The organism is Actinoplanes sp. NPDC051537, from assembly GCF_055586105.1.
In genome coordinates this window covers 1-25,029 of record NZ_JBVJIU010000003.1, presented here as the reverse complement: position 1 = coordinate 25,029, position 25,029 = coordinate 1, and the positions used below count along the sequence as shown (strand labels likewise).

The 25,029-nt window shown below is 73.4% G+C and carries 21 protein-coding genes; 12 read left to right on the top strand and 9 right to left on the bottom strand.

Annotated features, from left to right (window positions below):
• Nucleotide 1 precedes the first annotated feature (1 nt).
• From ACZ6TB_RS07000 to ACZ6TB_RS06980, 5 genes are all read right to left on the bottom strand, one after another.
• Entirely contained in the window at nt 2-2,665 is a 2,664-nt protein-coding gene (locus ACZ6TB_RS07000) for a helix-turn-helix transcriptional regulator (protein ID WP_465551495.1), read from the bottom strand.
• 29 nt (nt 2,666-2,694) lie between these two features.
• Nucleotides 2,695-3,510 carry an SCO1664 family protein gene (locus ACZ6TB_RS06995; RefSeq protein WP_465551493.1) on the bottom strand — a complete coding sequence of 272 codons (816 nt, stop codon included), beginning with the start codon at nt 3,508-3,510 and terminating at the stop codon, nt 2,695-2,697.
• Complete coding sequence (locus ACZ6TB_RS06990) at nt 3,507-4,103, bottom strand: DUF3090 domain-containing protein (RefSeq protein ID WP_465551492.1); 597 nt, start codon at nt 4,101-4,103, stop codon at nt 3,507-3,509. Before ACZ6TB_RS06990 ends, ACZ6TB_RS06995 begins: the two co-directional genes overlap by 4 nt.
• 106 nt (nt 4,104-4,209) lie before the next feature.
• Nucleotides 4,210-4,890, bottom strand: coding sequence for a histidine phosphatase family protein (locus tag ACZ6TB_RS06985; RefSeq protein ID WP_465551490.1), 681 nt, complete (start codon nt 4,888-4,890; stop codon nt 4,210-4,212).
• Nucleotides 4,890-5,942, bottom strand: a complete 1,053-nt coding sequence (locus ACZ6TB_RS06980; protein WP_465551488.1) for an LLM class F420-dependent oxidoreductase — start codon at nt 5,940-5,942, stop codon at nt 4,890-4,892. The genes ACZ6TB_RS06985 and ACZ6TB_RS06980 overlap by 1 nt, the downstream gene beginning before the upstream one ends.
• A 123-nt stretch (nt 5,943-6,065) precedes the next feature.
• Between ACZ6TB_RS06980 and ACZ6TB_RS06975 the strand changes: the two genes are divergently transcribed.
• The 3 genes from ACZ6TB_RS06975 to ACZ6TB_RS06965 are packed head-to-tail and all read left to right on the top strand — an operon-like array spanning nt 6,066 to nt 9,979.
• A complete protein-coding gene (locus tag ACZ6TB_RS06975; RefSeq protein WP_465551486.1) occupies nt 6,066-7,073 on the top strand; it encodes an aldo/keto reductase in 1,008 nt (335 codons plus the stop codon).
• Nucleotides 7,074-7,109: 36 nt separating this feature from the next.
• The gene (locus ACZ6TB_RS06970) at nt 7,110-9,782 is read left to right on the top strand and encodes a penicillin acylase family protein (protein WP_465551484.1); all 2,673 of its coding nucleotides are present in this window, start codon (nt 7,110-7,112) and stop codon (nt 9,780-9,782) included.
• A gap of 5 nt (nt 9,783-9,787) precedes the next feature.
• Nucleotides 9,788-9,979: a DUF5703 family protein gene (locus ACZ6TB_RS06965; protein WP_378966921.1), complete on the top strand. Its 192-nt coding sequence runs from the start codon at nt 9,788-9,790 to the stop codon at nt 9,977-9,979.
• 25 nt (nt 9,980-10,004) lie between these two features.
• Here ACZ6TB_RS06965 and ACZ6TB_RS06960 read toward each other — a convergent pair whose 3' ends face one another.
• Both ACZ6TB_RS06960 and ACZ6TB_RS06955 read right to left on the bottom strand, forming a co-directional pair.
• Nucleotides 10,005-10,676 (bottom strand): hypothetical protein, encoded by a 672-nt coding sequence (locus ACZ6TB_RS06960; protein WP_465551482.1) that lies wholly within the window; start codon nt 10,674-10,676, stop codon nt 10,005-10,007.
• A gap of 22 nt (nt 10,677-10,698) precedes the next feature.
• Nucleotides 10,699-12,006, bottom strand: coding sequence for a M20/M25/M40 family metallo-hydrolase (locus ACZ6TB_RS06955; RefSeq protein ID WP_465551480.1), 1,308 nt, complete (start codon nt 12,004-12,006; stop codon nt 10,699-10,701).
• A 54-nt stretch (nt 12,007-12,060) separates the two neighbouring features.
• Here ACZ6TB_RS06955 and ACZ6TB_RS06950 point away from each other — a divergent pair, with 54 nt between their 5' ends.
• Together ACZ6TB_RS06950 and ACZ6TB_RS06945 are read left to right on the top strand one after the other, a co-directional pair.
• Nucleotides 12,061-12,660 carry a hemerythrin domain-containing protein gene (locus ACZ6TB_RS06950; RefSeq protein ID WP_465551478.1) on the top strand — a complete coding sequence of 200 codons (600 nt, stop codon included), beginning with the start codon at nt 12,061-12,063 and terminating at the stop codon, nt 12,658-12,660.
• A gap of 100 nt (nt 12,661-12,760) precedes the next feature.
• Nucleotides 12,761-13,753, top strand: coding sequence for a LysR family transcriptional regulator (locus tag ACZ6TB_RS06945; protein WP_465551476.1), 993 nt, complete (start codon nt 12,761-12,763; stop codon nt 13,751-13,753).
• Nucleotides 13,754-13,775: 22 nt separating this feature from the next.
• Here ACZ6TB_RS06945 and ACZ6TB_RS06940 read toward each other — a convergent pair whose 3' ends face one another.
• Entirely contained in the window at nt 13,776-16,289 is a 2,514-nt protein-coding gene (locus ACZ6TB_RS06940; RefSeq protein WP_465551474.1) for an ATP-dependent Clp protease ATP-binding subunit, read from the bottom strand.
• Nucleotides 16,290-16,423: 134 nt separating this feature from the next.
• On the opposite strand from ACZ6TB_RS06940, the gene ACZ6TB_RS06935 reads away from it, so the two are divergent.
• The 7 genes from ACZ6TB_RS06935 to ACZ6TB_RS06905 all read left to right on the top strand — a co-directional run bounded on the left by ACZ6TB_RS06935 (nt 16,424) and on the right by ACZ6TB_RS06905 (nt 23,702).
• A complete protein-coding gene (locus ACZ6TB_RS06935) occupies nt 16,424-16,807 on the top strand; it encodes a hypothetical protein (protein WP_465551472.1) in 384 nt (127 codons plus the stop codon).
• A 111-nt stretch (nt 16,808-16,918) separates the two neighbouring features.
• Nucleotides 16,919-18,073, top strand: a complete 1,155-nt coding sequence (locus ACZ6TB_RS06930) for an MFS transporter (protein WP_465551470.1) — start codon at nt 16,919-16,921, stop codon at nt 18,071-18,073.
• Nucleotides 18,074-18,626: 553 nt separating this feature from the next.
• A complete protein-coding gene (locus tag ACZ6TB_RS06925; RefSeq protein WP_465551468.1) occupies nt 18,627-18,830 on the top strand; it encodes a hypothetical protein in 204 nt (67 codons plus the stop codon).
• Between the two features lie 244 nt (nt 18,831-19,074).
• Nucleotides 19,075-19,335, top strand: coding sequence for a hypothetical protein (locus ACZ6TB_RS06920; protein WP_465551466.1), 261 nt, complete (start codon nt 19,075-19,077; stop codon nt 19,333-19,335).
• A gap of 4 nt (nt 19,336-19,339) precedes the next feature.
• Entirely contained in the window at nt 19,340-20,224 is an 885-nt protein-coding gene (locus ACZ6TB_RS06915; RefSeq protein ID WP_465551464.1) for a hypothetical protein, read from the top strand.
• A gap of 57 nt (nt 20,225-20,281) precedes the next feature.
• Nucleotides 20,282-22,972: an FtsK/SpoIIIE domain-containing protein gene (locus tag ACZ6TB_RS06910; protein ID WP_465551462.1), complete on the top strand. Its 2,691-nt coding sequence runs from the start codon at nt 20,282-20,284 to the stop codon at nt 22,970-22,972.
• 31 nt (nt 22,973-23,003) lie between these two features.
• Nucleotides 23,004-23,702, top strand: a complete 699-nt coding sequence (locus ACZ6TB_RS06905; protein WP_465551460.1) for a hypothetical protein — start codon at nt 23,004-23,006, stop codon at nt 23,700-23,702.
• A 6-nt stretch (nt 23,703-23,708) separates the two neighbouring features.
• Here ACZ6TB_RS06905 and ACZ6TB_RS06900 read toward each other — a convergent pair whose 3' ends face one another.
• The gene (locus ACZ6TB_RS06900; protein ID WP_465551458.1) at nt 23,709-24,953 is read right to left on the bottom strand and encodes a cupin domain-containing protein; all 1,245 of its coding nucleotides are present in this window, start codon (nt 24,951-24,953) and stop codon (nt 23,709-23,711) included.
• Nucleotides 24,954-25,029 lie beyond the last annotated feature (76 nt).

The window sequence follows — 25,029 nt, the reverse complement described above, 5'->3', positions numbered from 1 at the left end:
GCTAGCTCTGCAGCGCCACCGCGAGCTCGCGCCGGGAGGCGATCCCGAGCTTGCCGAAGATCTTCCGCAGGTGCCACTCGACCGTGCGCGGGCTGAGGTAGAGCGACGCCCCGATCTCCGGGTTCGTCCGGCCCGCCACGGCGAGCCGGGCGATCTGCGCCTCCTGCGACGTCAGCCGGTCGGGAGCGGCGGCCGCCACCCGGCGGCGGACGGTCTCGCCGGCGGCCAGCAGCTCGCGGGCCGCGCGGTCGGCGAAGGCCTCGGCGCCGATCGACGTGAACGCCTCGTGGGCGAGCCGCAGCTCCTGGCGCGCCTCGGCGCGGCGGTTCTCGCGCCGCAGCCACTCGCCGAACAGCAGGTGGGCGCGCGCGGACTGGATCGGCAGACCGGCCGCGTCGAAGCGCGCGACGCTCTCCCGGAAGCGGGGCTCGGCCGCGGTGCCGACCAGAGCGTCGGCCAGCGCTTCGGCGCCCCGCGCCCAATCCGTGCCGGCCACCGTGGTTCGCTCCGCGAGCCGATCGCGAGCGTCGAGCGCCACCGCGGAGTTCCCCACCCGCGAAGCCGCCTCGACCAGCTCGGCCAGCGTCCAGGCGTAGATGGCCAGGTCGGGATAGGACGCCGCCTCGCGGGCGGCCTCGAACGCCGCCGGGTAGTCGCCGAGCCCGTTCGCCAGCGCCGCCTTGCAGAAGCCGGCGATGCCGAGCGACCAGCCCTCGGCCCGCGACTCGGCCTCCCGCACCATGGCGTCCACCAGCGACGACGCCTCGGGCTCGCGGCCGCGGTAGGCGGCCAGCGGCACCGCCCCGGACGCCTGCAACGCGCTGCCGGTGGCCCGCATCAGCGCCTCGGCCTCGTCGATCAGGCCGGCCGACTCCTCGAGCCGGCCCAGGTAGTGCAGGACCCCGGCCCGCACCGCCAGCGCGTTCGGCAGCAGCGACAGGGCGCCGGTGTCGCGGGCGACCCGCACCGCGCGCTCGGTCAGCGAGTTCAGCACGTCGATCCGGAACACCTCGTGGGCGGCCGGCGCCGCGATCCAGAGCAGCCGCAGGTCCTCGTCGCTGGCCATCGCGTCGAGCGCGCGGTTCAGGGCCGGGACGGCGGCCGCGTAACCGTCGAGCACCCACGTCGTCAGCCCGGTGAGCAGCAGGCCCGCGACGTCCTCGCCGGGCGGCGCCGCGGCCGCCGCGCGAGCGGCCGAGCGCAGGAACTCGTCGTCGAACCGGCCGGTGTGCACGGCCGCCCCGAGCGCGGTCAGGTACGTCTCGCGGGCCGCCGCCGGGTCGAGCGACGCCAGCCGCCCGGCCGCCGCCAGCAGGGGCGGGCCGGCCGCGCGGCCGGGGTTCAGCACGAACGCCACGTGCGCGCGCAGCCGCTCGACGCGGGCCTGCTGCAACGGCTCGAGGACGCCCATCTCGGCCACCGCGAGCAGCTCCGGCACCCGCCCGTACGAGCCGGCGTCGGCATGCGCCTGGGCCGCGGAGACGAGCAGGTCGGCGCGCCGGGACTGGTCGACCGTGAGCTCGGCCGCCCGCTCGAGGAACGCGGCCGCCGCCGACCAGCCGCCCCGGCCGCGGGCCCGGTCGGCCGAGCGCTCCAGCTCGTCGGCGACCGTCTCGTCGGGACCGGCCACCGCGTGCGCCCGGTGCCAGGCCCGCCGGTCCGGATCGGTGGCCGGGTCGGTGACCGCGGCCAGCGCGCCGTGCACCTCGCGCAGCTCGGCCGCGCTGCCCGACCGCCAGGCCGCCGACCGCACGAGCGGGTGCGGGAACTGGGCCCGCCGGCCGAGGTCGATCAGCTGCTCGCTCTCGGCGGGGGCGGCCGCGCCGGGACCGACGCCGAGGCGCTCCAGCGCCCGCCACAGCAGCGGCACGTCGCCCACCGGCTCGACCGCGGCCGCGAGCAGCACCGTACGCGTGGCGGCCGGCAGCGCCGCGATCCGCCGCTGGAAGCTGTCCTCCACCCGGCCCGCGAGGGGCGCCGGGCTCAGGGCGCCGAAGCCGAACGCCAGCTCGGCCGCCGACATGCCGCGCGGCAGCTCGAGCAGGGCCAGCGGGTTGCCCCGGGTCTCGGCGACGATGCGGTCCCGGATGCGGGCGTCGACCGGGCCGGGCAGCACCGAGTCGAGCAGCAGCCGGGCCTCGGTGCCGGGCAGGCCCTCGATCGGCAGCTCGGGCAGCCCGGACAGCGCGCCCTCGTCGTCGGCCCCGCGGACGCCGAAGACCAGCGCCACCGACTCCGCGTCGAGCCGGCGGGCCACGAACGTCAGGATCAGCTCGGACATCCGGTCGAGCCACTGCACGTCGTCGACGATGCAGATCAGCGGCTGCTCGGCCGCGCTCTCGGCGAACAGGCCGAGGACGGCGAGCCCCACGAGCAGCGCCTCCGGGGCCTTGCCGGCGCTCAGGCCGACGGCGGTGGAGAGGGCCACGCGCTGCGGCTCGGGCAGCCGATCGAGGTAGCCGAGCAGCGGCGAGCACAGCTGCTGGAGGGCCGAGAACGGGATCTCCGACTCGAGCTCGACGCCGGCCGCCCGCAGCACCCGGCCGAACGTCGCCCGGGCGGCCAGGTGGTCGAGGAGGGCGGTCTTGCCCACGCCGGCCTCGCCGCGCAGCACCAGGGCCCGGCTGGTGCCGGACCTGACGTCCTGCGCGAGCCGGTCGAGCATCTCGCGTTCCCTGCGCCGTCCGAACACCGTCAGACCGGCGGCCACGGAATCGCCGGCCAGTCCTGCGGCGGCTTCGGGAACCGGCCGGCGCGCAGCAGGCGGCGGACGCGCAGGCGGATGTGCTGCACCTCGGAGATCGTCAGGTGCTCCTCGAGCGTCGCCCCGAGCGAGCCGTCGAGCCCGGCCGACAGGCCGGTCAGCACCTCGGTGGCCTCGGCGATCAGCGACTTGCCGGTCCAGCCCCACAGCACCGTGCGCAGCTTGTTCTCCACATGGAAGCTGACGCCGTGGTCGACACCGTGGACCGAGCCGGTCGCCGGGTAGAGCACGTGCCCGCCCTTGCGGTCGGCGTTGTTGATCACCGCGTCGAACACGGCCAGCCGGGCCAGCCGCTGGTCGTCGGCGTGCGCCAGCGCGTACGCGTCGCCGTCCTCATCGCGGGCGTTGGCCACCGCGAGCCAGCCGGCGGGCACGTCGTAGGCGGGGACGAAGCCGATCAGCGACTCCGCGTCGTCGGGCTCGTCGATCCAGAGCTGGAGCGCGCCGGGGCCGAGCGGGCCGTCGCGCAGGATCGTCGGGGGCACCAGGTCCCACCCCGTCGCCTGGGAGACCAGGAACGCCGACACCTCGCGCCCGGCCAGCGTGCCGTCCGGGAAGTCCCACAGCGGACGCTCGCCGCGCACCGGCTTGTAGACGCAGCGCCGGGTCAGCCCGTCGAGGGTGATCTCGGCCCGCAATGTCGTGTTCGAGGCGTCGACCAGGCGGCCTTCGATCTCGATGTGCCCGCGGGACAACAGCTCGAGGGCGTCCTTCTCCCCCAGAGCGGCCGCGGGCTTGGTGGTCACCGGTGGTAACCGTTGTGCCGGGGGCAGAGGTGACCGGCCGGGTCGAGCGGCTGGCCGCACAGCGGGCAGGGCGGGCGGCCGGCGGCCACGACGCGGCGGGCGCGGTCGATGAACGCGCGGGTGGCCTCGGGGCTCAGCCGCACCCGCAGGCGGTCGAGGTCGTCGTCGGGCTCGGCGTCGTCCTCGTCCTCTTCGTCGTCGTCGCCGGCGGTGTCGTCCTCGCCCAGCTCGATCTCGACCTCGGCCTCGCCGGCCTCGATCGCCTCGATCACCACCGTGCCGCTGTCGACGTCGAACGCCAGCCCGAGGGTGCCGACCCGGAACTCCTCGTCGACCGGGGTGTCGAGCGGCTCGTTGTCGTTGCCGCTGAGCATCGGCGCCTCGGGCAGGTTCACCCCGAAGCGCTTGTTGGCCTCGATGAGGAGCTCCTCGAGCTTTTCGGCGAGGAGCGACACCTGCACCTTCTCCAGCGCGACGCTGACCACTCGCCCGCCACCGCGGGCCTGGAGGAAGAAGGTGCGGTCGCCCGGCTCGCCCACCGTCCCGGCCACGAACCGCTCGGGTGGCTCGAAGGAGTGCACCTGGTGGGTCATGGAACAACCCTATCGAGCCGCCGCTTGGACCGCCCATCCCGCGTACCCGGGTTCGCCTAGGGCGCAACGGCCCCCCACCACTGGTGACCCGGCGGTGACGGAAAGTTCAGACCCCGGCGCCGGCCCCGCCGCCGACGGCCGCGTCCGAGTCGGCCGTCTCGGCCTTCGGCGGCACCAGGGAGGCCAGGTCGCCGCCCTCGTTGACGCGCACCACGAACGGTCGCGTCGGGGTGTAGCGGACGACGCTGATCGAGGCCGGGTCGACGGCGATCCGCTGGAACTGGTCGAGGTGCAGGCCGAGCGCGTCGGCGATGATGGCCTTGATCACATCGCCGTGGCTGCACGCGAGCCAGAGCGCGTCCGGGCCGTGCTCGGCGCTGATCCTCACGTCCCAGCGCCGGACGGTCGCGATGGCCCGGGCCGACATGTCGGCCATGGCCTCGCCGTTCGGGAACACCGCCGCGCTCGGGTGCTGCTGCACGACCGGCCAGAGGTCCTCCTTGGCCAGTTCCTTGAGCGGCCGGCCCTCCCAGTCGCCATAGCCGCACTCGATCAGGCCGTCGTCCTCGACGATCGGCGCGTCGGGCAGGGCGAGCTGGACCGTCCGCCGGCAGCGCGGAAGCGGGCTGGAGACGACCGCCTTGAGCGGCAGCGCGCGCAGCCGGTCGCCGGCCTTCGAGGCCTGGGTGATGCCGAGGTCGTCGAGGTCGACCGGGCGCCGGCCGGCCAGCTCGCCGGTGGCGTTGGCGGTGGTGCGCCCGTGCCGCAGCAGCAGAACGGTGGCCACTACGAGGCCACGCCCGACTCTTCGTACGCCTCGGCGACGATCCGGAGCGTGTCGATGCCGCTCTTGAGGTCGCCGACGTAGGGGCTGATCGACAACGTGCCGACGCCCGCCGCGGCGTACTGCCGGATCCGCTCCTTGACCTGGATCTTGTTGCCGATGATCGAGGTGCGCTCGATGAACTCCTGCGGGACGGCCTCGGCGGCCTCCGCCTTCTTGCCGCTCAGATAGAGGTCCTGGACGCGCGCGGCCTCCTCGGCGTAGCCCATGCGCACGGCGAGCTGGTTGTAGAAGTTCTGCTCGCGGCTGCCCATGCCGCCCACGTAGAGCGACGCGTACGGCCGGATGACGTCGGCGCACCAGGCGGTGTTGTCGCCGAGCACGACCGGGACCGTCGGCGCCACGTCGAAGCCGGTCAGGCCCAGGCCGCGCTTGGCCCGCCCGCGCTCGATGTGCTGGAGGTACTCCCCCGCGGCGTCCGGCGCGAAGAAGATGGCCAGCCAGCCGTCCGCGATCTCGCCGGCCAGCTCGAGGTTCTTGGGGCCGACGGCGGCCAGGTAGATCGGGATCTCGGTGCGCGGCGGGTGGAAGCCGAGCTTGAGCGCCTTGCCGGGGCCGTCGGGCAGGGGCAGCGTGTAGAACTCGCCGTCGTAGGCCACGGGCTCGCGGGCGATCGCCTTCTTGACGATCTCGACGTACTCCCGGGTGCGCTTGAGCGGCTTGGCGAAGCGCACGCCGTGCCAGCCCTCGGAGACCTGCGGGCCGGAGACGCCGAGGCCGAGCCGCATCCGGCCGCCGGAGAGCGCGTCGATGGTGGCGGCGGTCATCGCGGTCATCGCCGGGGTGCGCGCCGGGATCTGCATGACGGCGGCGCCGAGATCGATCTGCTGGGTCTGGCCGGCGATCCAGGCGAGCATGCTCACCGTGTCCGACCCGTACGCCTCGGCCGCCCAGGCCACCGCGAAGCCGAGCCGGTCCGCCTCCTGCGCCATCGCCAGGTGGTCGGCGGGGGTCGACCACGCCGACTGATAACCGAGGCTGATTCCGAGCCGCACGTGTCCTCCCAGATGCCGGTGATCCCTCTGGCAGCCTATCCACCCACGCTGCGTGATTCTCGGTCCGGTAACCGACCTGCTCGGAGCATTTCGCAGACGACACAGTCTGAATAAGGTTCACTCATGCAACAGCGACCGCTCGGCCGCAGCGGGCTGGCGGTCTCCCGGCTCGCCCTCGGCACCATGACCTGGGGACGGGACACCGATCCCGACGACGCGGCCGCCCAGCTCAAGTTCTATCTCGAGGCCGGCGGAACGACGATCGACACCGCCGACGTGTACGGCGACGGCGACGCCGAACTGGTGATCGGTTCCCTGCTCGACACGCTCGTGCCGCGCGACGAGGTGGTGATCGCCACCAAGGCCGGTCTGACTCCGCACGGTTACCGCCGCCGCGACGGCTCCCGGGGAAACCTGCTCCGCTCGCTCGACGCCTCGCTGCGCCGGCTCGGCACCGACTACGTCGATCTGTGGCAGGTGCACGGCGTCGACCCGGCCACCCCGATCGAGGAGACCCTGGCCGCCCTCGACCACGCGGTGGCCAGCGGCCGGGTCCGTTACGTCGGGGTGTCGAACTTCGCGGCCTGGCAGACCGCGCGGGCCGCGACCTGGCAGGCCGCCTATCCCGGCCGGGCGCCGATCGTGGCCGCCCAGATGGAGTACTCACTGCTCGAGCGCGGCATCGAGCGCGAGCTGCTGCCCGCCTCGGCGGCGCTCGGCCTCGGCGTGCTGGCCTGGTCGCCGCTCGGCCGCGGCGTGCTCACCGGCAAGTACCGCAACGGCCGCCCGCTCGACTCGCGGGCCGCGACCGAGCACCTGGCGCCGTTCGTGCAGACCTATCTCGAGCCGCGCAGCTCGAGCATCGTGCAGGCGGTGGTGACCGCGGCCGCCGGCCTGGGCGTCTCGCCGCTGGAGGTGGCGATCGCGTGGGTGCGCGACCGGCCCGGGGTGGCGGCGCCGATCCTCGGCGCGCGCACCGCCGCGCAGCTCCAGGGCGCGCTGCAGACCGAGGACCTGACGCTGCCGGCCGAGATCGCGGCGGCCCTCGACGACGTCTCGGCGATCGACGTCGGCTACCCGGAACGGGAGGGCGTCGGCTATCCCGGGGATTCGGATGGGTCGATGTTGTGACAGCGTCCCGCGGCGCCGGGCGGGCGAACGGGAAGTATGCAGAAACTCTTCCTCGCCGCCGTTCTGGCGGCCGGCGTGCTCGTCGCGCCGCCGGGGCGGGCGGGCGCTGAGGTCACCCGCGACGCCAACGGTGTTCCGCACCTGAGGGCGTCCACCGCACACGACCTGTTCTACCTGCAGGGCTGGACGCACGCGCAGGACCGGCTGTTCCAGATGGACGTCAGCCGCCGCCGGGCCTCGGGCACCCTCGCCGAGCTCCTGGGCAGCTCGGCGCTGGCGAGCGACGTCCAGATGCGCACCCTCGGCCTGCGCCGTGCCGCCGAGCGGACGCCACCTCTCCTCTCCCCCGAGACGATCAAGGCATTGCGCGCGTACGCCGAGGGCGTGAACGCCTGGATCGCCCGGAACCGTCTCCCCGGCCAGTACGCCGCCGTCCAGGTCGGCACGGTCGCGCCGTGGACGGTGGTGGACAGCATCGTGGTCAACAAGGCGCTCGCCTTCGGCCTCTCGTTCGACCTCGACATCGACCGGACCACGGCGGTACGGGCGTACTCCGCGGCCGGACTCGACGGACTGGCCGCGGTGTTCGGCGACCTGTTCCCGTTCGCGCCGTTCCGGGCCGAGTCGCCGGTGCCGGTTCCGCACTCATCCGCGCCGGGCGCGGCTCACGGCGCGGACATTTCGGACAAGGCCGCCCGCCTGGCCGCCGACTATCAGCGTCGCGCCGCGGCGGTGCCGATGATCGCCGACGCCATGAACCGCTCCGGCGACCGCGGCTCCAACTCGTGGGCCATCGCCGGGTCGCACACCACCACCGGGCGGCCGATGCTGGCCGGCGACCCGCACCTCGGCCTCGAGACGCCGGCGCTGTTCCACCCGATCTCGCTGCGCGGCGCCGGCTACGACCTGCAGGGCGACAGCCTGCCGGGCACGCCGTTCATCGTGCTCGGGCAGAACGAGCGCATCGCGTGGGGTGCGACCCAGCACTTCATGGACGTCTCCGACACGTACGTCGAGCAGGTCCGCACCGACCCCGCCTCGCCGAGCGGCCTGTCGACCGTCTACCGCGGCCGGCCGGAGCCGGTGGTGGCGATCGACGAGGCGTACCGGGTCAATCTCCGGACGCCCGGCCGGATCAATGCCCTCGAGGCCGCCCCCGGCAGTCGCACGCTGATCGTGCCGCGCCGCAACAACGGGCCGCTTCTCTCGCTCGACACCGCCGGCGGCATCGGCCTGTCGGTGCAGTACACCGGGTTCTCGCCGACCACCGAGATCGAGGCGTTCCGGCGGATCTCGCTGGCCCGCGACGCCGGCGACTTCCGCGACGCGCTCCAGTACTTCGACGTCGGCGGCCAGCACTTCGTCTACGCCGACCGGGCCGGGACCATCGCCTACTTCACCAACGCCGAGGTGCCGGTGCGGGAGGACCTGCAGGCGGGGTCGGTACGCGGCAACCCGCCGTACCTGCTGCGCGACGGCACCGGGGGCAACGAGTGGCTCCCGGCCACCCACCGGCAGCCGCACCAGTCCGTCCCGTACGAGATCATGCCCTTCGCCGAACTCCCGCAGGAGGTGAACCCGCCCTCGGGGTTCGTGGTGTCGGCCAACAACGACTCGAGCGGCAACACCTTCGACAACGACGTGCTGAACCGGACCCGGGCCGGCGGCGGCCTGTTCTACCTGGGGTTCTTCCACAACGGCTACCGCGCCGGGCGGATCACCGACATGGTCCGCGCCGCCATCGCCCGCGGCCCGGTCTCCCCGGCCGACGTGGTCGCCATGCAGGCCGACACGACGGCGATCGACGCGCAGTTCTTCACGCCGCTCGTCACCGGGGCGCTCGGCCGGGCCCGGCGCAGCTCGACTCCGCAGCTGGCCGCGCTCGCCGCCGACCCGCGCATCCGGGAGGCGGCCGGACGCCTCGGCCGGTGGAACCACACCTATCCGACCGGCATCCCCGAGGGCTACGACGCGGCGGACGTCGACGGGCGGCTCGGCACGCCGACCCGCCCGGAGATCGACAACAGCGTGGCCGCCAGCATCTATGCGCTGTGGCGGGGGCGGTTCGTGGTCAACGTGCTCGACCGGCACGTGCCGGCGGGGGCGCCGTCGTCGAGCGACTTCTTCGCCATGCAGGCCCTCAAGCGGCTGCTCGCCCGGGACGGGGTGGGCCTGTCCGGCATCGACTTCTTCGCCGTGCCGGGTATCGCGTCCGCCTCCGACCGGCGCGACTACCTGGTGCTGAAGAGCCTCGGTGACGCCCTCGACCTGGCCGCGAGCTCCTCCTTCGCGCCGGCGTTCGGCCGGTCCGCGGACCAGGACACGTACCGCTGGGGCAAGCTGCACCGGATCACGCTGGCGTCGCCGCTCGGCGCGCCCTACTCGATCCCGTCGGACGGCAACCGGTTCACCTCGCCGCTGCCGGGGCTTCCCGGCATCCCGGTCGACGGCGGCGTCAACGTGCCGGACGTGGCCGCGCACCCGCTGCGGGCCGACGCGCCCGACCGGTTCACGGTGCCGCTGGTGCCGATCCGCCGGTTCGTGGCGGCCGGCACGGCCGGGGGCTGGCAGACGGTCGACGCCCTGGCCGGCGGGGTCGGCGAGGAGCTGGGCGGGCCGCTCGAACAGAACCTGGTCCGGAGCTGGCTCACCAACGACACGTACCCGCTGGCCGGGGGTGGTGTCCGAGCGGTCGGCGGCGCATATTAGATCGCATGGACTACGAATACGCGCCGCTGCGGTTGCCTTCGAATGTCGACAAGTTGACCGCGGCGGCGCAGCTCGCCATCCAGGCGGAGTTCTCCGGGTGGGAGCTGGCCCGGGTGCAGCTCTTCCGGGACGGCACCCGCAAGGTGATGCTCCGCCGGAGGATCCAGTCGACGCCGCAGCCGGGGCTCAGTTACTGAACCCCGGCTGTCGCCGTCTCATCGGTCAGTGGTTGTGACCGGCGTGGTCCTCTTCCTCGTCGGGCAGGAACGGGTGCTCGTCGAGCCTGCCCACCAGAAGGTCGCCCTCGCGGGGGGCGAACGGGCCGTCGCCGTCGGAGTCCTCGAACGCCTCGAGGTCGAGGGGCTCCACGATCTCGCTGACGGTCAGCAGCCCGTCGAGCGGCTCGAGTTCGGGCACGTCCAGCGACGACAGTGACCCGTCACCGGCCTGCAGAAGTTCCAGCACGGCCTCGCCGACCGACTCGACCGGGCCGGCGTCCTCGTCCTCCGGCACCGAGTTGCGCCGGGCCGCCTCGGCCACCCGCAGCAGCGCGCCGACGCTGGGCACCCGGTAGTCGCGACGCTGCCGCACCGAGATCACCTGCTGGTACGGGTCCGTCGACTCGGCCGCGTCGAAACCGTCGGCGCCCAGGCCGAAGCGCTGGTCGGCCTCGTCGGGGTCGATCGACTCCACGTCCCAGGGCGTCACCTCGCCGAAAGCGTCGAGCAGCTTCTCGTCGTACGCGAAGGAAGCGTTGTTCAAGGCGACGTACGCCTGCCAGACGTCGTCGTCGTCGATGCGGCCCGCGGCGGCCTTGACCGCGGCGAGGTGGGCCCGGGCAGCGGCCACGACCTCTTCGAGAGCGGCATCGAGCTCCGCGTTCTGGTCGGTCATCTCTATGGGGTCCTTCCGCGATTCAGCTGTTTCGGAGGAGACGGTCGAGCACGCGCACGCCGAACTTTAGCCCCTCGACCGGGACCCGCTCGTCGATGCCGTGGAACAGGGCCGCGAAGTTCAGGTCGGGCGGCAGGCGCAGGGGCGCGAAGCCGAAGCAGCGGATGCCCAGCGTCGAGAACGCCTTGGCGTCGGTGCCGCCGGACATCAGGTACGGAATGGTGCGGGCGCCCGGGTCCTCGGCCCGCAGCGCCGCGCCCATCGCCTCGACCAGGTCGCCGTCGAAGGAGGTCTCGACCGCCTGCTGCCGGTGGTTGTGCTCGATCTCGATGTCCGGGCCGATCACGTCGCGCAGCTGCTCGAGGAACTCCTGCTCGTAACCGGGCAGCGTGCGGCAGTCGATGGTCGCCGACGCCTTGCCCGGGATCACGTTGTCCTTGTAGCCCGCCTCGAGCCGGGTCGGGTTGGCCGTGTTGCGGATCGTCGCGCCGATCAGGTTGGCGATCGGCCCGAGCTTGGCGATGGCCAGCTCCGGGTCTGCCGGGTCGATGTCGATGTGCAGGGCGTCGCCGACCTCCTCGAGGAACCGGCGCACCGTCGGGGTGACCACGACCGGGAAGCGGTGCCGGCCGACCGCGGAGACGGCCTCGGCCAGCGCGGTGACCGCGTTGTCGTCGTGGATGAAGGAGCCGTGCCCCGGGCGCCCGGTGGCGTGCAGGCGCAGCCAGTCGAGCCCCTTCTCGGCGGTCTGCACGAGATAGAGACGAAGATCATCACTCACCGTGTACGAGTACCCGCCGACCTCGCCGATCGCCTCGGTGCAGCCCTCGAGCAGGTCACGATGCTCCCGGACGAGGAACATCGAGCCGTACTCCATGCCCGCCTCCTCGTCGGCCGTGAACGCCAGCACGACGTCGCGCGGCGGCACGTAGCCGGTGCGCTTCCAGTCGCGGGCCATCGCCAGCATCATGGCGTCGAAGTCCTTCATGTCGATCGCGCCCCGGCCCCAGAGGAAGCCGTCCTTCTCCTCGCCGGAGAACGGGTCGACCGACCATTCGCGCTTGTCGGCGGGCACGACGTCGAGGTGGCCGTGGATCAGCAGGGCCCCCCGGGAGCGGTCGGCGCCGGGAATGCGGGCGACCAGGTTGGCCCGGCGGGGCGCCGACTCGTGCAACTCGTACGCGATGCCGGCCTCGTCGAGCTTCGCCGCCACGTACTCGGCGGCGACCCGTTCCCCGACGGTGGTCGACTGATCGCCGGTGTTGGTGGTGTCGATGCGCAGCAGGTCACGGCAGATGCCGGTGACCTCCTCGGCGGCGGTGGTCTCCATCCGCCCTTCTTACCAGGTGTTTGACAGATCGACGGCCCGGGTACCGGCGCTGCCGTGTCGACACTGAACCTGCCCCCGCTTCCCCCCGTCGGCGGCGAGACCACCGGCCGCAACGTGATCGACGTCCTCGCCGAGCAGCACCGTGATCTTCTCGGCCTGTGCGACCGGCTCCTGGCCGCGAAGCGGACCCCGGGCGAGGAGGACGACCGGCGCGTCGCCGACGTCCTGATCGCCGAGCTGTCCCGGCACCTCTCGGCCGAGGAGCAGTACCTCTACCCCGCGATCCGCCGGGTGGTGCCGGGCGGCGAGGACCTGGCCGCGCGGGAGCTGGCCGAGGACCGCGATCTGCTTCTTTCGCTCAAGCGCCTCGAAAAAGACATCTCGGTCATCGACGAGATCGCCGCCGGCGTACGCCGGCACGTCGCCGCCGACACCGAGGAACTGCTCCCGGTGCTCGCCGAGATGGTGCCGATCGACGACCTCATCCGCCTGGGCAACCGGGTCGAGACCGCCGAGGAGGCCGCGCCGACCCGACCCCACCCCGGCACCCCGTCGTCGCCGCCGTGGAACAAAATGGTCGATCCCGCCGTGGCGGTAGTCGACAAATTACGCGATGTGGTTACGGGCCGTACGACGTATGTCAGCGATTTGTGACGTTACCGGCGGGTCCGTTTACCGATTTGTCACAACTGTAGGATCTTTCACCAGGCTGCAGGGCTAGCCTTCGATGTCGTAAAGGTCCTAACGTCACGCTATGAACCTGGAGCTGCGCCATCTCAAGGTGGTCTGCGCCATCGCGGAGACCGGCAGCGTGACCAAGGCGGCATCGCAGCTCGGCCTCGCCCAGCCGGCCCTCACCGCGCAGCTGCAGCGCATCGAGCGCACTTTAGGCGGTCCGCTCTTCGAGCGCGACCGCCGGGGCGCCCGTCCGACCGCCCTCGGCGAGCTGGTGCTCGCCCGGGCCCGGGTGCTGCTGCCGGCCATGAAGGGCCTGCAGGACGAGGCGGCCCGGCTGGCCGGCACGACCGGCGCCGAGACCATGACCCGCTACCGGATCGGCGCGATCGGCGGCCCGATCCTCGGCCACCTCGTGCACACGCTGGCGACCGCCCAGCCCGACGCCCAGATCACCACCTACGCGTCGTACTGGGTGGAGGAGCTGGCCACCATGCTCCAGGGCGGCAAGCTCGACTACGCGCTGGTCGGCGTCTGCGGCGATGCGATGCCGTCGGCCGACTTCGGGCTGGTCTGGCAGACGGTCGCCGTCGATGCAGTCTGCGTTCTGCTGCCGGAGGACCACCCGGCGGCCAAGGGCGTCGACGTCGACCTGGCCGAGCTGGCGAGCGAGGAGTGGGTCGGTAGCACCGGCGACGGCTGCCTGGCCGAGTGCTTCGCGGCCGCCTGCGCCCGGGCCGGGTTCACCCCGCGCCGGGTGCTCGAGACCGACGTGCGCGGCTGCGTCGACATCGTCGAGTCGGGGCTCGCCGTCGGGCTGTGCCAGCCGACGTTCCGGCCCCCGGGCGGGCTCACCCACCGGCCCATGCGCGGCGCTCCGCTGCGCTGGCGGCAGATGCTGGGCTGGCACCCCGAGTCGGCGGCCGCCCGCAGCGCGCCCAAGGTTCTCGAGATGGCCGAGGCGGCGTACCGCGAGGTCGTGGCGCGCAACACGGCGTACGTGGAATGGATGGCCGACTACCCGCACCTGGGCGGGTCCGCAGACGCGCTGGCCCCGCTCAGCGGGCGCTGAGCGGGGCCGGTTTCAAGGTGCGTCAGGCGATCGCGAGCTTGCCGTCGGCAACGCTCACGGTCACCGTCTGACCGGGCTTGATGTCGCCGCCGAGCAGCAGCTTGGACAGCCGGTTGTCGAGTTCGCGCTGGATCGTGCGGCGCAGCGGCCGGGCGCCGAACTCGGGCTGGTAACCCTTGTCCGAGAGCCAGTCCACAGCCTCCGTGGTGACCTCCAGCGTGATGTTCTGGTTGCTCAGCCGGCGCCGGGTCTCGTTCAGCATCAGCTCGGTGATCTGCCGCAACTGATCGGTCTCCAGCTGCCGGAAGACGATGATCTCGTCGATCCGGTTGATGAACTCCGGCCGCAACTGCTCGCGCAGCCGCCGGTCGAGGCGCTCCTTCAGCTCCTCGTCGGCGCTCTTGCCGGCGTCGGCCGCGCCGAACCCGACACTGCGCCGGGTGCCGCTGATCAGGTCCGAGCCGATGTTGCTCGTCATGATCAGCACGGTGTTCTTGAACGACACCGTCCGGCCCTGGCTGTCGGTCAGCCGCCCGTCGTCCAGCACCTGGAGCAGGATGTTGAACACGTCCGGGTGGGCCTTCTCGATCTCGTCGAGCAGCACCACGCTGTACGGGCGGCGCCGCACCGCCTCGGTCAGCTGCCCGGCCTCGTCGTAGCCGACGTACCCGGGAGGCGCGCCGACCAGCCTCGACACCGTGTGCCGCTCCTGGAACTCGCTCATGTCGAGCCGGATCATCCGGTCCGAGTCGCCGAACAGCGCCTCGGCCAGCGACCGCGCCAGCTCGGTCTTGCCGACACCGGTGGGGCCGAGGAACAGGAAGCTGCCCACCGGCCGGTCCGGGTCGCCCAGGCCGGCACGCGAACGGCGTACGGCCTCCGCGACCGCCTCGACCGCGTCCTCCTGACCGATCACCCGGTCGTGCAGGTGACCCTCCAGCCGCAGCAGGCGGTCCTTCTCCTCCTCGGTGAGCTGAGACACCGGGATGCCGGTCGACCGGGAGACCACCTCGGCGATGTCCGCGTCGGTGACCTGCGGGACCTTGTTCTCGCCGACCGTCGCCTGCTCGAGCCGCGCGCGGATCTCGTTCATCTCGTCGCGCAGCTGCGACGCCTTCTCGTAGTTCTCGGCCGCCACCGCCTGGTCGCGGTCCCGGTTGAGCTGCTCGAGACGCCGCTCGTCCTCCCGGGTGTCGGCGGACGGGGTCTTGACCCGCAGCCGCACCCGCGCGCCGGCCTGGTCGATCAGGTCGATCGCCTTGTCCGGCAGGAAGCGGTCGGTGATGTAGCGGTCGGACAGCTCGGCCGCGGCGTCCAGCGCCTCGTCGGTGATCCGCACCTGGTGGTGCGCCTCGTAGTTGTCCCGCAGACCGCGCAGGATCGCCACCGTGTCCTCGACGCTCGGCTCGCCGATCAGCACCGGCTGGAACCGCCGGGCCAGGGCCGCGTCCTTCTCGATGTGCTTGCGGTACTCGTCGAGCGTGGTCGCGCCGACCACCCGCAGCTGCCCGCGGGCCAGCGCCGGCTTGAGCATGTTGCTGGCGTCCATGCCGCCGCCCTCGCCGCCGCCACCACCGGCGCCGACCAGGGTGTGGATCTCGTCGAGGAAGACGATCAGGCCGTCGCCCTCGTTCTGGATCTCGTCGATGACCTTGCGCAGGCGCTCCTCGAAGTCGCCGCGGTAGCGGGTGCCCGCCACCAGGCCGGCGAGGTCGAGCTGGATGACCCGCTTGCCCTCCAGGGTCAGCGGGACGTCACCGTCCACGATGCGCTGGGCCAGGCCCTCGACGACGGCGGTCTTGCCGACGCCGGCCTCGCCGATGAGCACCGGGTTGTTCTTGGTGCGCCGGGAGAGGATCTCCACCGCCTGCTCGATCTCGCTCGCACGGCCGATCACCGGGTCGATCTCGCCGCGCCGGGCGAGCTCGGTGAGGTCCACGCCGTACTGCTCGAGGGTCGGGGTCTTGCCTCCGCCCTGGTTGCCGGACGACCGGCCGGGACCGCTGGGCTGCGGCTCACCCTGGTGCTGAAGCGCCTGCGGGTCGAGCTTGCCGGCGAGCAGCCGGCCGGCCGCGGAGTCCGGGTTCAGGCCGAGGGCCATGAGGATGTGCTCGGGGCCGACGTACGACGAGCCGAGTGCCCGGGAGATCTGCAGGCTGTCGAGCAGGGCCCGCTTGGCCTGCGGGGTCAGCGCGACCTGCTCCGGCGGGTTCTCGCGTACGCCCGCGGGGCGTCCCAGGGTGGCGAGCAGCTGCTCCGGGTCGGCGCCGGCGCGGCGTACCGTCTGCTTCATCGCATCCTGCTGGAGAGCACCCCAGAGCAGGTGGTCCGTGTCCAGGTCGGCCACGATCCGGTCGGCGTCGGCGAGCTCGGCGGCACGACGGGCGGCGGCGGAGAGCACCTCACGAGCGTCGCCGCTCATGTACTTCGTGATGTCGATGCGCTGCTGCCGGCGCGGCTCGGCCGCACCGAAGAAGCGCGAGAACAGGTCGTCCCAGTTGCCGGGTCCGCCCGGTCCGATCGGTCCGATGCTCATAAGTCTTCTTCTCTCCTGTTACCTAGCCTCAGTGCGGACGGCGTTACCCGAGGCGCACGACCCCTATCAGCGCTCCTTGTCATAGATTGATTCCCGGATTCGATGGAAACTTGACTCGGGTAGGCTCAACTCTCATGACCGTACCGCCGCTCGTGATCGTGGATGGTGCGAACGTCGTCGGATCCGTGCCCGATGGCTGGTGGCGCGACCGTCCCGGCGCCGCGGCCCGCCTCCGGGACCGCCTGGCCGCGACCATTCCCACCGGCATTTCCGATATTTCAGGACCGGTGGAGGTTGCGCTGGTCGTCGAGGGTCAGGCTCGGGACATCCCGCAAACCGGCAATGGCGTACGCGTGGAGCGCGCCCCCGGCTCCGGCGATGACAAGATCGTCGACCTGGTACGCGCCGAGGTCGCCGGCCGCCCGGTGGTGGTGATCACCGCGGACCGTGGCCTGCGCGACCGCGTCCTGGCCCTGGGCGCCTCGGTGCGCGGCCCGTCGGCCGTTCCCCGGCGCTAGGCTGCGCCTGTCCAGGCTCTCGCCTCACTCCCGGCCGTGGGGCCCGGTGTGGCTGGAATCACGCCCTTCCTCTTGCCCTCTCCCCTTTTCCCTTTCGCCGGGAGCGATGTCATGCCCGCGGCCTCCGCCGTCCTGCGCGCGCCGCAGGTCCCCCTCGTCCTCGTCGGCAGCCAGGTGGGCCGCCTGCCGCTCGCGGCCGCCCCGCTCGCCCTGCTGCTCCAGGCCCGCCAGTCGGTCAGCCTCGCCGTCGCCGGCATCGTCGTGGCCGTCTTCACCGCCGGCATGGCCGTCAGCGCCCCGCTGCTGGCCCGCTCGGTCGACCGCCGGCGCCAGCCACCCGTCCTGTTCGGCTCGGCGACCGTGTCGGCGGCCGGCTACCTGCTGGCCGCCCTCAGCCACGGCCACCCCGCGCTGCTCCTGACCGGCGCCGCCCTGGCCGGCCTAGGCTGCCCACCGCTGGAAGCCTGCCTGCGCGCCCTCTGGCCCGCGCTGGTCCCGCCCGGTGACGTCGTGGCCGCGTACGCCCTGGATATCGCTCTTCAGGAAGTGATCTTCGTGGTCGGCCCCCTGGTCACCCTGGCCGCCGTCGCCGCCGCGGGCCCCGCCGCCGGCCTGATCGTCGCCGCCACGCTGCAGCTGGCCGGGGTGACCGCCTTCGCCCGGGCCCCCGTGGTCCGGGCCTGGCGAGGCACCGCGACGCACCACCATTGGGCCGGCCCGCTGCGAGTCCCCAGCCTGGTGGTCCTGGTCCTGGGCATAGCCTGCGCCGGCGCCGCGGTAGGCAGCATCCCCGTGGTGCTGACCGCTTACGCCGAGTCCACCGGCGACCGCGGCCTGACCGGTTGGCTGCTGGCCGCCCAGGCCGCCGGGGCCTTGATCGGCGGCCTCCTCTACACCCGGGCCGGCCCCGGCGGCCCGCGCCGCCTCCCGTTGCTGGCCCTGGTGTTCGCCGCCGGCTACGTCCCGCTCCTGCTGGTACCCGCCCCCGGCGCGATGGCCGTCCTGCTGGCCGTGAGCGGCGTGGCCCTGCCCCCGCTGCTGACCGCGGCGTTCCTGGCCGCCGACGGCCTGGCCCCACCCGGCACGGCGGTGGAGGCGTTCGCCTGGATCTTCACCGCGTTCACCGTAGGAAGCGCCACCGGCGCGGCGCTGTCCGGGCCGCTCGCTGACGGCGGGGTGCGGGGCGGGTTTGCGCTCGCCCCGGTGGCGGGAGTGCTGGCCGCCGGGGCGATGGCCGTGGTCGCCTCGGCCCGGCGTGGTCGCTAGCGTCGCGGCCGTCGTGGCGGCCCCCGCCGCCGTGCCGTGGCGCCATCCCACCGTGACGCCGAGGGTTGGCCGGTCGCCTGCGTCGGCGGCACGCCCAGATCGCGTCGCCACCGCGTCGCGCGCCCTTTCGCCGGGCCGCGCCCGTGGCCCGGTCTGCGAAGCGCTCGCCGCCGATAGGAGCGCCTGTGGACAGCCAGGCTGAGAATGTCGTACCCGGCCGCTATGTTCGCCCCACCCAGTGACCGGGGTGGGGATTCGTTACACCACCAGCCGGCAACGCCCGCTGATGAGGCCAACCGCTGTGGACAGCCAGGCCGAGAATGTCGTACCCCGCCGCTACGTTGGCCCCACCCAGTTGACGGGGTGGGGTTTGACTCTCAGGCCAGCACCTCGCATCCGCTGAATGAGCCGGTCAAGACCCGACCGGCGCAGCGCCGGCGACCGCAGCCCTGGCGAACCCGCGCAGGGATGAACCCGCGCAGGGATGAACCCGCGCAGGGGCGAACCCGCGAGCGGCGAACCCTCGCAAGGGGGAACCCGAAACGGCGCGAACTTGAGCAGCGCGAACCTGAGCACCGCGAACCTGAGCACCGCGAACCTGAGCACCGCGAACCTGAGCACCGCGAACCTGACCACCGCGAACCGCAACAGCGCGAACCCGAGCACCGCGAACCGCAACAGCGCGAACCCCGAGCAGGACAAACCCGAACGGGACGAAGCCGAGCAGGACGACCCGGAACCACGTGCGTATAGGTAAGCAGAGCGAGAACTCAACCAGAAAGAGCCGACGCTCCGAGGTGGAGGGACGGCGATCACTCCCGCGTGAATCATGTTCACTCCTGCGTCGGATCTTGGACTGGGTGTTCGGGCTGGTAATGGGGCGATGGTTTCGTGAAGGGTCCGTACCGTCTCGCAAATGGGGTGTGCGCGGACGGCGGGGCAGGAAGGGGGCAGTAGGCTGAGGGCCGTAGTCGGGTTCCGCACAGCAGGAGGCTGCACGGGTGGCCAGTGTCGCCGAGGTCAAAGCGGCCGTGGATGCCGCGCTCCAGCAAGTGAGCGAGGGGCAGGCGGCGATTCAGGCGGCCCGGGAGAAGCTGGGCGAGGCTCAGCTGAGCCTGGCGTCGGCGCTCGACGGCAGCGGGCACGACGCGGTGGAGCAGGCGCACGCGTCGCTCTCGCAGGCCGACCACTCGCTCGAGGAATGCATGGGCGCGACGGCACAAGCCGTCGAGCAGGCGCAGCAGTACACGGCGATCCTCTGACGCGATGTCGCTGATCCAGGACCTCGGCGCCCAGCTTCGCGCCACCTCCGACGAACTGCCCACGGGGCTCGTCACGGTGGCGCTGGAGAAGCTGCGCAGCGCCACCGAGATCCTTATGTGGGTTCGGGAGACGTCGGTGGATCCGGTGGGAGTGCCGCAGCTGGGCAGCGCGACCGAGCACGCCGAGCGGGCGGCCGCGGCGCTGCGGGTGGCGCAGGACGCGATCAACGCCTATCTCGCGGGGCTGGGGCTGACCGGGGATGCCGCGGCGCCGCCGGACAAGGACTGGAAGGCGGGGCTCGAGCGGCCCGAGGTCAAGACCGACCCGGGGGACGCCGAGACGCCGCCGGCCGAGAAGCTCGGGCCCTGGTGGCAGCAGCGGGTCACGCAGCTGACCGGCGAGCCGGCGCCGCAGCCGGATGACAAAACACAGCAAGAGGGCAACGCCACCGAGCTGCTGCGCCGGGTCGCGAGTGGGGTGCGGGCGGGCGACAAGGCCCGGGTGGGCCGCGACCTGCACGCGGCGAACGCGGCCACGGGGCTGGCGCTGTCGGCGGTGACGTCGCCGGTGCTGCACCGGCTCGCCGGTGATCTGCTCGGGCACGAGCCGCGCCCCGAAGACGTCGATCGCCTCCGCACGGCCTCGGCCGGCCGGGTGCGCTCGCTGCTGCCGGGCACCTCCCCGGCGGTGCTCGACACGCTGCTGGCCCGCATCTGCCGGGTTCCGGCCAAGCAACAGGAGGGCCGGCCCGCGGGGCACCCGGCCGACAGCGCGGTCACGGCCGGTGTGCTCACCGGCGTGCTCCTCGCCCGGCTCGGACGCGACGCGGCCACGCTCGACCCCGACTCCCCCGAGCCGTTGCGTCGCGAGGCCGCCGACGCCCGATGAGAACGCTGAGCCCACCGATGGCGCCGAAGCTGCCGGACCACGAGCGCGACAAGAACAATGGCTGAGTCGACCGCACAGCAAGTGATGGACATCCGCGCGGGACTCTCGCACGCCCTCGGCGCGGCCGAGAACGCGCTGACCGCCGCCCTCGACGCGCACGACCAGGCGCGCGAGCGGCGGGAGCGCGTCGTGGCGGCGGCGATCGCCCGGCGCGGCCGGGTGGCCGAGGCGCGCGACGCCCGGCTGCGCGAGATCGACGAGCAGCACGAGCGGGACCTGGCCGCCTTCGCCGGGGCCGCCGCCGGGGCCGCCGACCGGGCCGCCCCGGGCGCCGCCGGCGATCCGTTCGACGACGACTGGCAGGCGACGCCGCTGGAGCGGGCGGCCGAGCTGCGGGTGGGCCGGCTGCTGCTGCCGCACCCGGAGGAGGTGCCGGCGCTGGTGCCGCTGCTCGACCACGGGCACGTCGTGGTGCGCGGCGACCGGTCGATCGGCGACGAGGTGGTGGCGGGGCTGCTGCTGCGGGCGCTGGGCACGGCCGCGCCGGGGTCGCTGACCATCACCGGGTACGACCCTGAGCACCTGGGCGGCGGGCTGGCCCGGTTCGCGACGCTGGCGCCGGCCGGCGTGCTGACGTTCGTGGGGCCGGGCGGTCTGGCCGGCGTGCTCGACGACCTGGTCGGCCAGGTGCGGCGGATCAACGAGACGGTGCTGGCCGGCGAGTTCACCTCGCTGCGGGAGCTGGCGGCGGCGACCCACCGGCGGCCCGAGCCGTGGCGGGTGGCGGTGCTGCTGGGGGCCGGGGAGCTGAGCCGTCCCGAGCAGACCCAGCTCCAGCGGCTGCTGCGCACCGGGGCGGCGGCGGGCGTGCACCTGATCATCCAGGGGCTGCCGGTCCAGGCCGGTCCGGGCATCGAGTTCATCACGGCGGCCGAAGGTGATCATGCTCGTTTGAGCAGCGCGGGAGCTTTGCCCGTACGGCTGGATGGTGGTCCTCCGCAAGCGGTGGTGGCCGCGGCCTGTCGCCGGATCGCCGAAGCGGTCGCCGCCGGTCCCGCCCCGGTGGCCCTCGACAGCCTGCTGCCGCCCCAGGAGTGGACGGAGAGCTCGGCCACCGGTCTGACCGCGCCGCTCGGGGACAGCCCGCAGGGCGTCCCGGTGACCGTGACGCTGAGCGACTATCCGCCGCATGCGCTCATCGCCGGGCCGTCCGGCACCGGCAAGACCAACCTGATCTACGCCTGGATGGGCGCGCTCGCCGCCCGCTACTCCCCCACCGAGCTGGCCTTCTACCTGCTCGACTTCAAGGAGGGCGTGTCGTTCGCCCGGTTCGCGCCGGGGCGCCGGGACCCGAGCTGGCTGCCGCACGTGCGCCTGGTCGGCGTGAACGTCAACACGGACCGTGAGTTCGGCCTGGCCCTGCTGCGGTTCCTGGGCGAGGAGCTGCGCCGCCGGGCGGACGCGGCGAAGCGGCACGAGGTGACGAACCTGGCCGAGCTGCGCGCCGAGGACCCCGAGGGCGCGTGGCCGCGCATCGTGGCGGTGGTCGACGAGTTCCAGGTGCTGCTGGCCGGGCGCGACTCGATGGCGGCCGAGGCGGTCGACCTGCTCGAGGACCTCGCCCGCCGGGGCCGCTCGCAGGGCATCCACCTCATTCTGGCCAGCCAGGACGTGTCCGGCATCGAGGCGCTGTGGGGGCGGCCGGCGCTGGTCGCGCAGTTCTCGCTGCGCATCGCGCTGCCGCGGGCCCGGCGGATCCTGGCCGAGACGAACACGGCGGCGGAGTCGTTGCCGCGCTATCACGCGGTGGTCAACGCCGACTCGGGGGCGACCGAGGCCAACCGGATCGTACGGGTGCCGGCCGCCGGCGATCGGGACCGGTGGAACGCCCTCCAGCACCGCCTGTGGCGCCGCCGCCCGGCCGAGCTCGGCCCGCCGCGGCTGTTCGACGGTGACGCGCACCCCCGGCTGTCCGACAGCATCGACTTCCGCCGGCTGGCCCCGGCGACCGAGGGCTCGTCCAACGGGCCCGGGTTCTCCGCGCCGTCCGGAGGACCAGGCGCCGGTAGCGGCGCAGCTCCCCTGGTGCTGCTCGGCGAGACCATCGACGTGGCGGCCCGGTCGGCGCGCACGGTGCTGCGCCGCGCCCCGGGCCGCAACCTGGCCGTGCTCGGCACCCGCACCGAGGAGGCGTGCGCGGTGCTGGCCACCGCCGGCCGCTCGCTGGCCGCCCAGTTCCCGCCGGACGGCGCCCGGTTCTCGCTGCTCTGCCTCGACCAGGACGCCAAGCAGGCGGCCGCCGCCCTCTGCGCCGAGCTGCCCGAGTGCGGCTGGTACGAGCCGGACAACGCGGACTGGCTGCTCGAGGACGCCGCGGCCGAGGCGTCGGCGTCGTGGCCGGCCGACCGGCCGCATTTCATCCTGATCTACGCGGCGGACGCGCTGCCCGGCGGCAAGGGCGCGGGCGACCAGTTGCGGACGATCCTGCGCCAGGGCCCGGAGCGGCGCATCCACGTGCTCGGCTGGTGGCGGGGGGCGGGTCTGCTGCGCGACTCGCTCGGCGGGCAGGGGTCGCGCACCGATCCGATCGGCGCGTGGGTGGCCCTCGACGTGCACGGCAGCGAGCTCTCGCCGTACTACCCCGGCGCCGGCGCGCCGGCCTGGTACCCGCGGCCGTGGCGGGCGCTGCATTTCGACCGCTCGGTGCATCGAGGCGCCGAGGTGATCATCCCCTATGGACAACTATGAGTGAGAGCGCGCCGCGAAGCGGGGCCACGGCATGAGCGATGTCCAACCGGCCGATTTCGGCACCGCCGACTATCGCAGCGTGTTGCGGCGGCTGACGACCCTCGACGAAGAGGCGGCCGACATGCGGGCCGAGGCGGAACGCTGGCACGACGGGCGGGTGGCCGCGGCCGACCAGGCGGTGCGGCAGGCCGACGACGCCCTGCGCCAGGCGGCCCAGGCCGCGGGCAAGGCGCAGCGCGACCTCGAGGAGGTGGACGCGAAGGCGCTGGGCCTGTGGGCGGAGTACGTGCACAAGGTCGGCCCGGTGGCGGAGCGCTACGGCCGGACGATGCCGCCGCCGTCGATCCCCCGGCAGCGCGGCGACGAGCGGAACGCCTCTGACTACCTCGAGGAGGTGGCGGCCAAGGTCAAGTACATCGCGCCGCCGAAGCCGCTGAACGTCGGGGTGAAGACGCTGTTCGCGCTGTTCGGCGTGGTGAGCGGCCTGGTCGGCGGCACCGCGTTCGAGATCTTGCACAAGATGGGTGGTACGCAGCAGACCGGCACGTGGAAGGACGCTCTGCCGGTGGTCGCGCTGGTCGTGCTGCTGGCCTGCCCGGTGCTGGCGGTGGTGGCGGCCAAGCGGGTGGCCGATCACCGCCAGGTCGGCCTGGACACCGCGACCGTGGTCACCGTGCTGCTGTCCGGCCTGGCGGTGGGCGGTCTGATCGTGGCGGCCGTCGGCCTCTGAGGCCTTTCAGGCGGCCGGTACGACGAGCGCCTCCCGCAAGAGGCGACGGGCCAGCACGAGCCGGTCCTCGGGGGTGTCGAGCGGCAGGCCGGCGACCCGGATCGGGCCGTCGCCGCCGAGCGCCATCCGCAGCGCCGGCTCGCAGTAGGCCGGGAAGCGCAGCGTCCGCCCGGTCAGCCGCAGCGTCACGTGGCCGGGCCCGTCGGCGGCCAGCCGCCAGCGCAGGCCGGGCCGGACGGCGATCGCGTCGGCGGCGGTGAGCGCGGCGGCGTAGTCGAGCTGGGCCAGCGGCGCGATCGGGGCCGGGCGGGCGGCCGGCCAGTCGCGGGCGGCGAGCCGGTCGGCGACCTCGGCCGGGCCGGTACGCGTGAGCCAGTCCCGCAGCGCCTCGACGGTCTCGGTCAACTCCGGCTCGATCGCCGCCGGGTCGGACACGTCCAGCCCGAACGGCAGCGTCGCGCGCAGCCGGGCGTCCCCGGCGGCCAGCGTCAGCAGCTCCTCGACCAGGGCGTACCGGGTCAGCGCCCGCACCCCGATCGTCACGTGCAGCGAGCGGGCCTCCTGCGACTCGGCCGAGTGCAGCCAGCCGCGCGGCAGGTAGAGGGCGTCGCCCGGGCGCAGCACGACGTCCAGCGCCGGGGCGCCCTGGGCGGTGGCCGCGACCTCGTCGGCGTGCCCGCCCCAGGCCTGCTTCTCCAGCGGGTCGGCGAGGACCGGCTCGTGGATCCGCCAGCGCTTGACCCCGTCGATCTGCAGCACGAACACGTCGTGCGTGTCGTAGTGGGTGCTGAAGCCCTGGCTGCCCGGGGGCGTGAGGTAGGCGTTGACCTGCAGGGGACGGCGCAGCTCGGCGCCCAGCTCCCGGGCGAAGTCGATCAGCGGCGGGTGGATGCGGTGCAGGCCCTGGAGGACAAGGGTGGCGCCCTCCGCGTACAACCGCATCACGTCGTCGTCGATGACCTGGTCGCCGACCGCGGCACCGGCCCCGCCCGAGCCGGTGAACCGTCCCGCCGGCAGCACCTTGCCCTGCTGGGCCACGCGCAGGAAGGGGGTGCGCAGGCCGCGGCGGCTCAGCAGCTCGTCGACGGCGGCCGGGGAGAGCAGGTCGGTGAAGGGACCGTCCAGCTCGCCGGCCCGGGACAGCAGCGGGGCCTTGCCCCAGTGCGCCGCCGCGAACTTGCCGGGGTCGAGGGCGATGCAGCGGGATAGCGGGGGGGGGGGGGTGGTCCCCGTGGCCCCCCCCCCCCCCACCCTCTTCCCCCCCCCGGGCCCCCCTCCCCCCCCCCGCCAAGAGAGCCTTTTAGGTCTCCCCCCTCTGTCTGCCTCC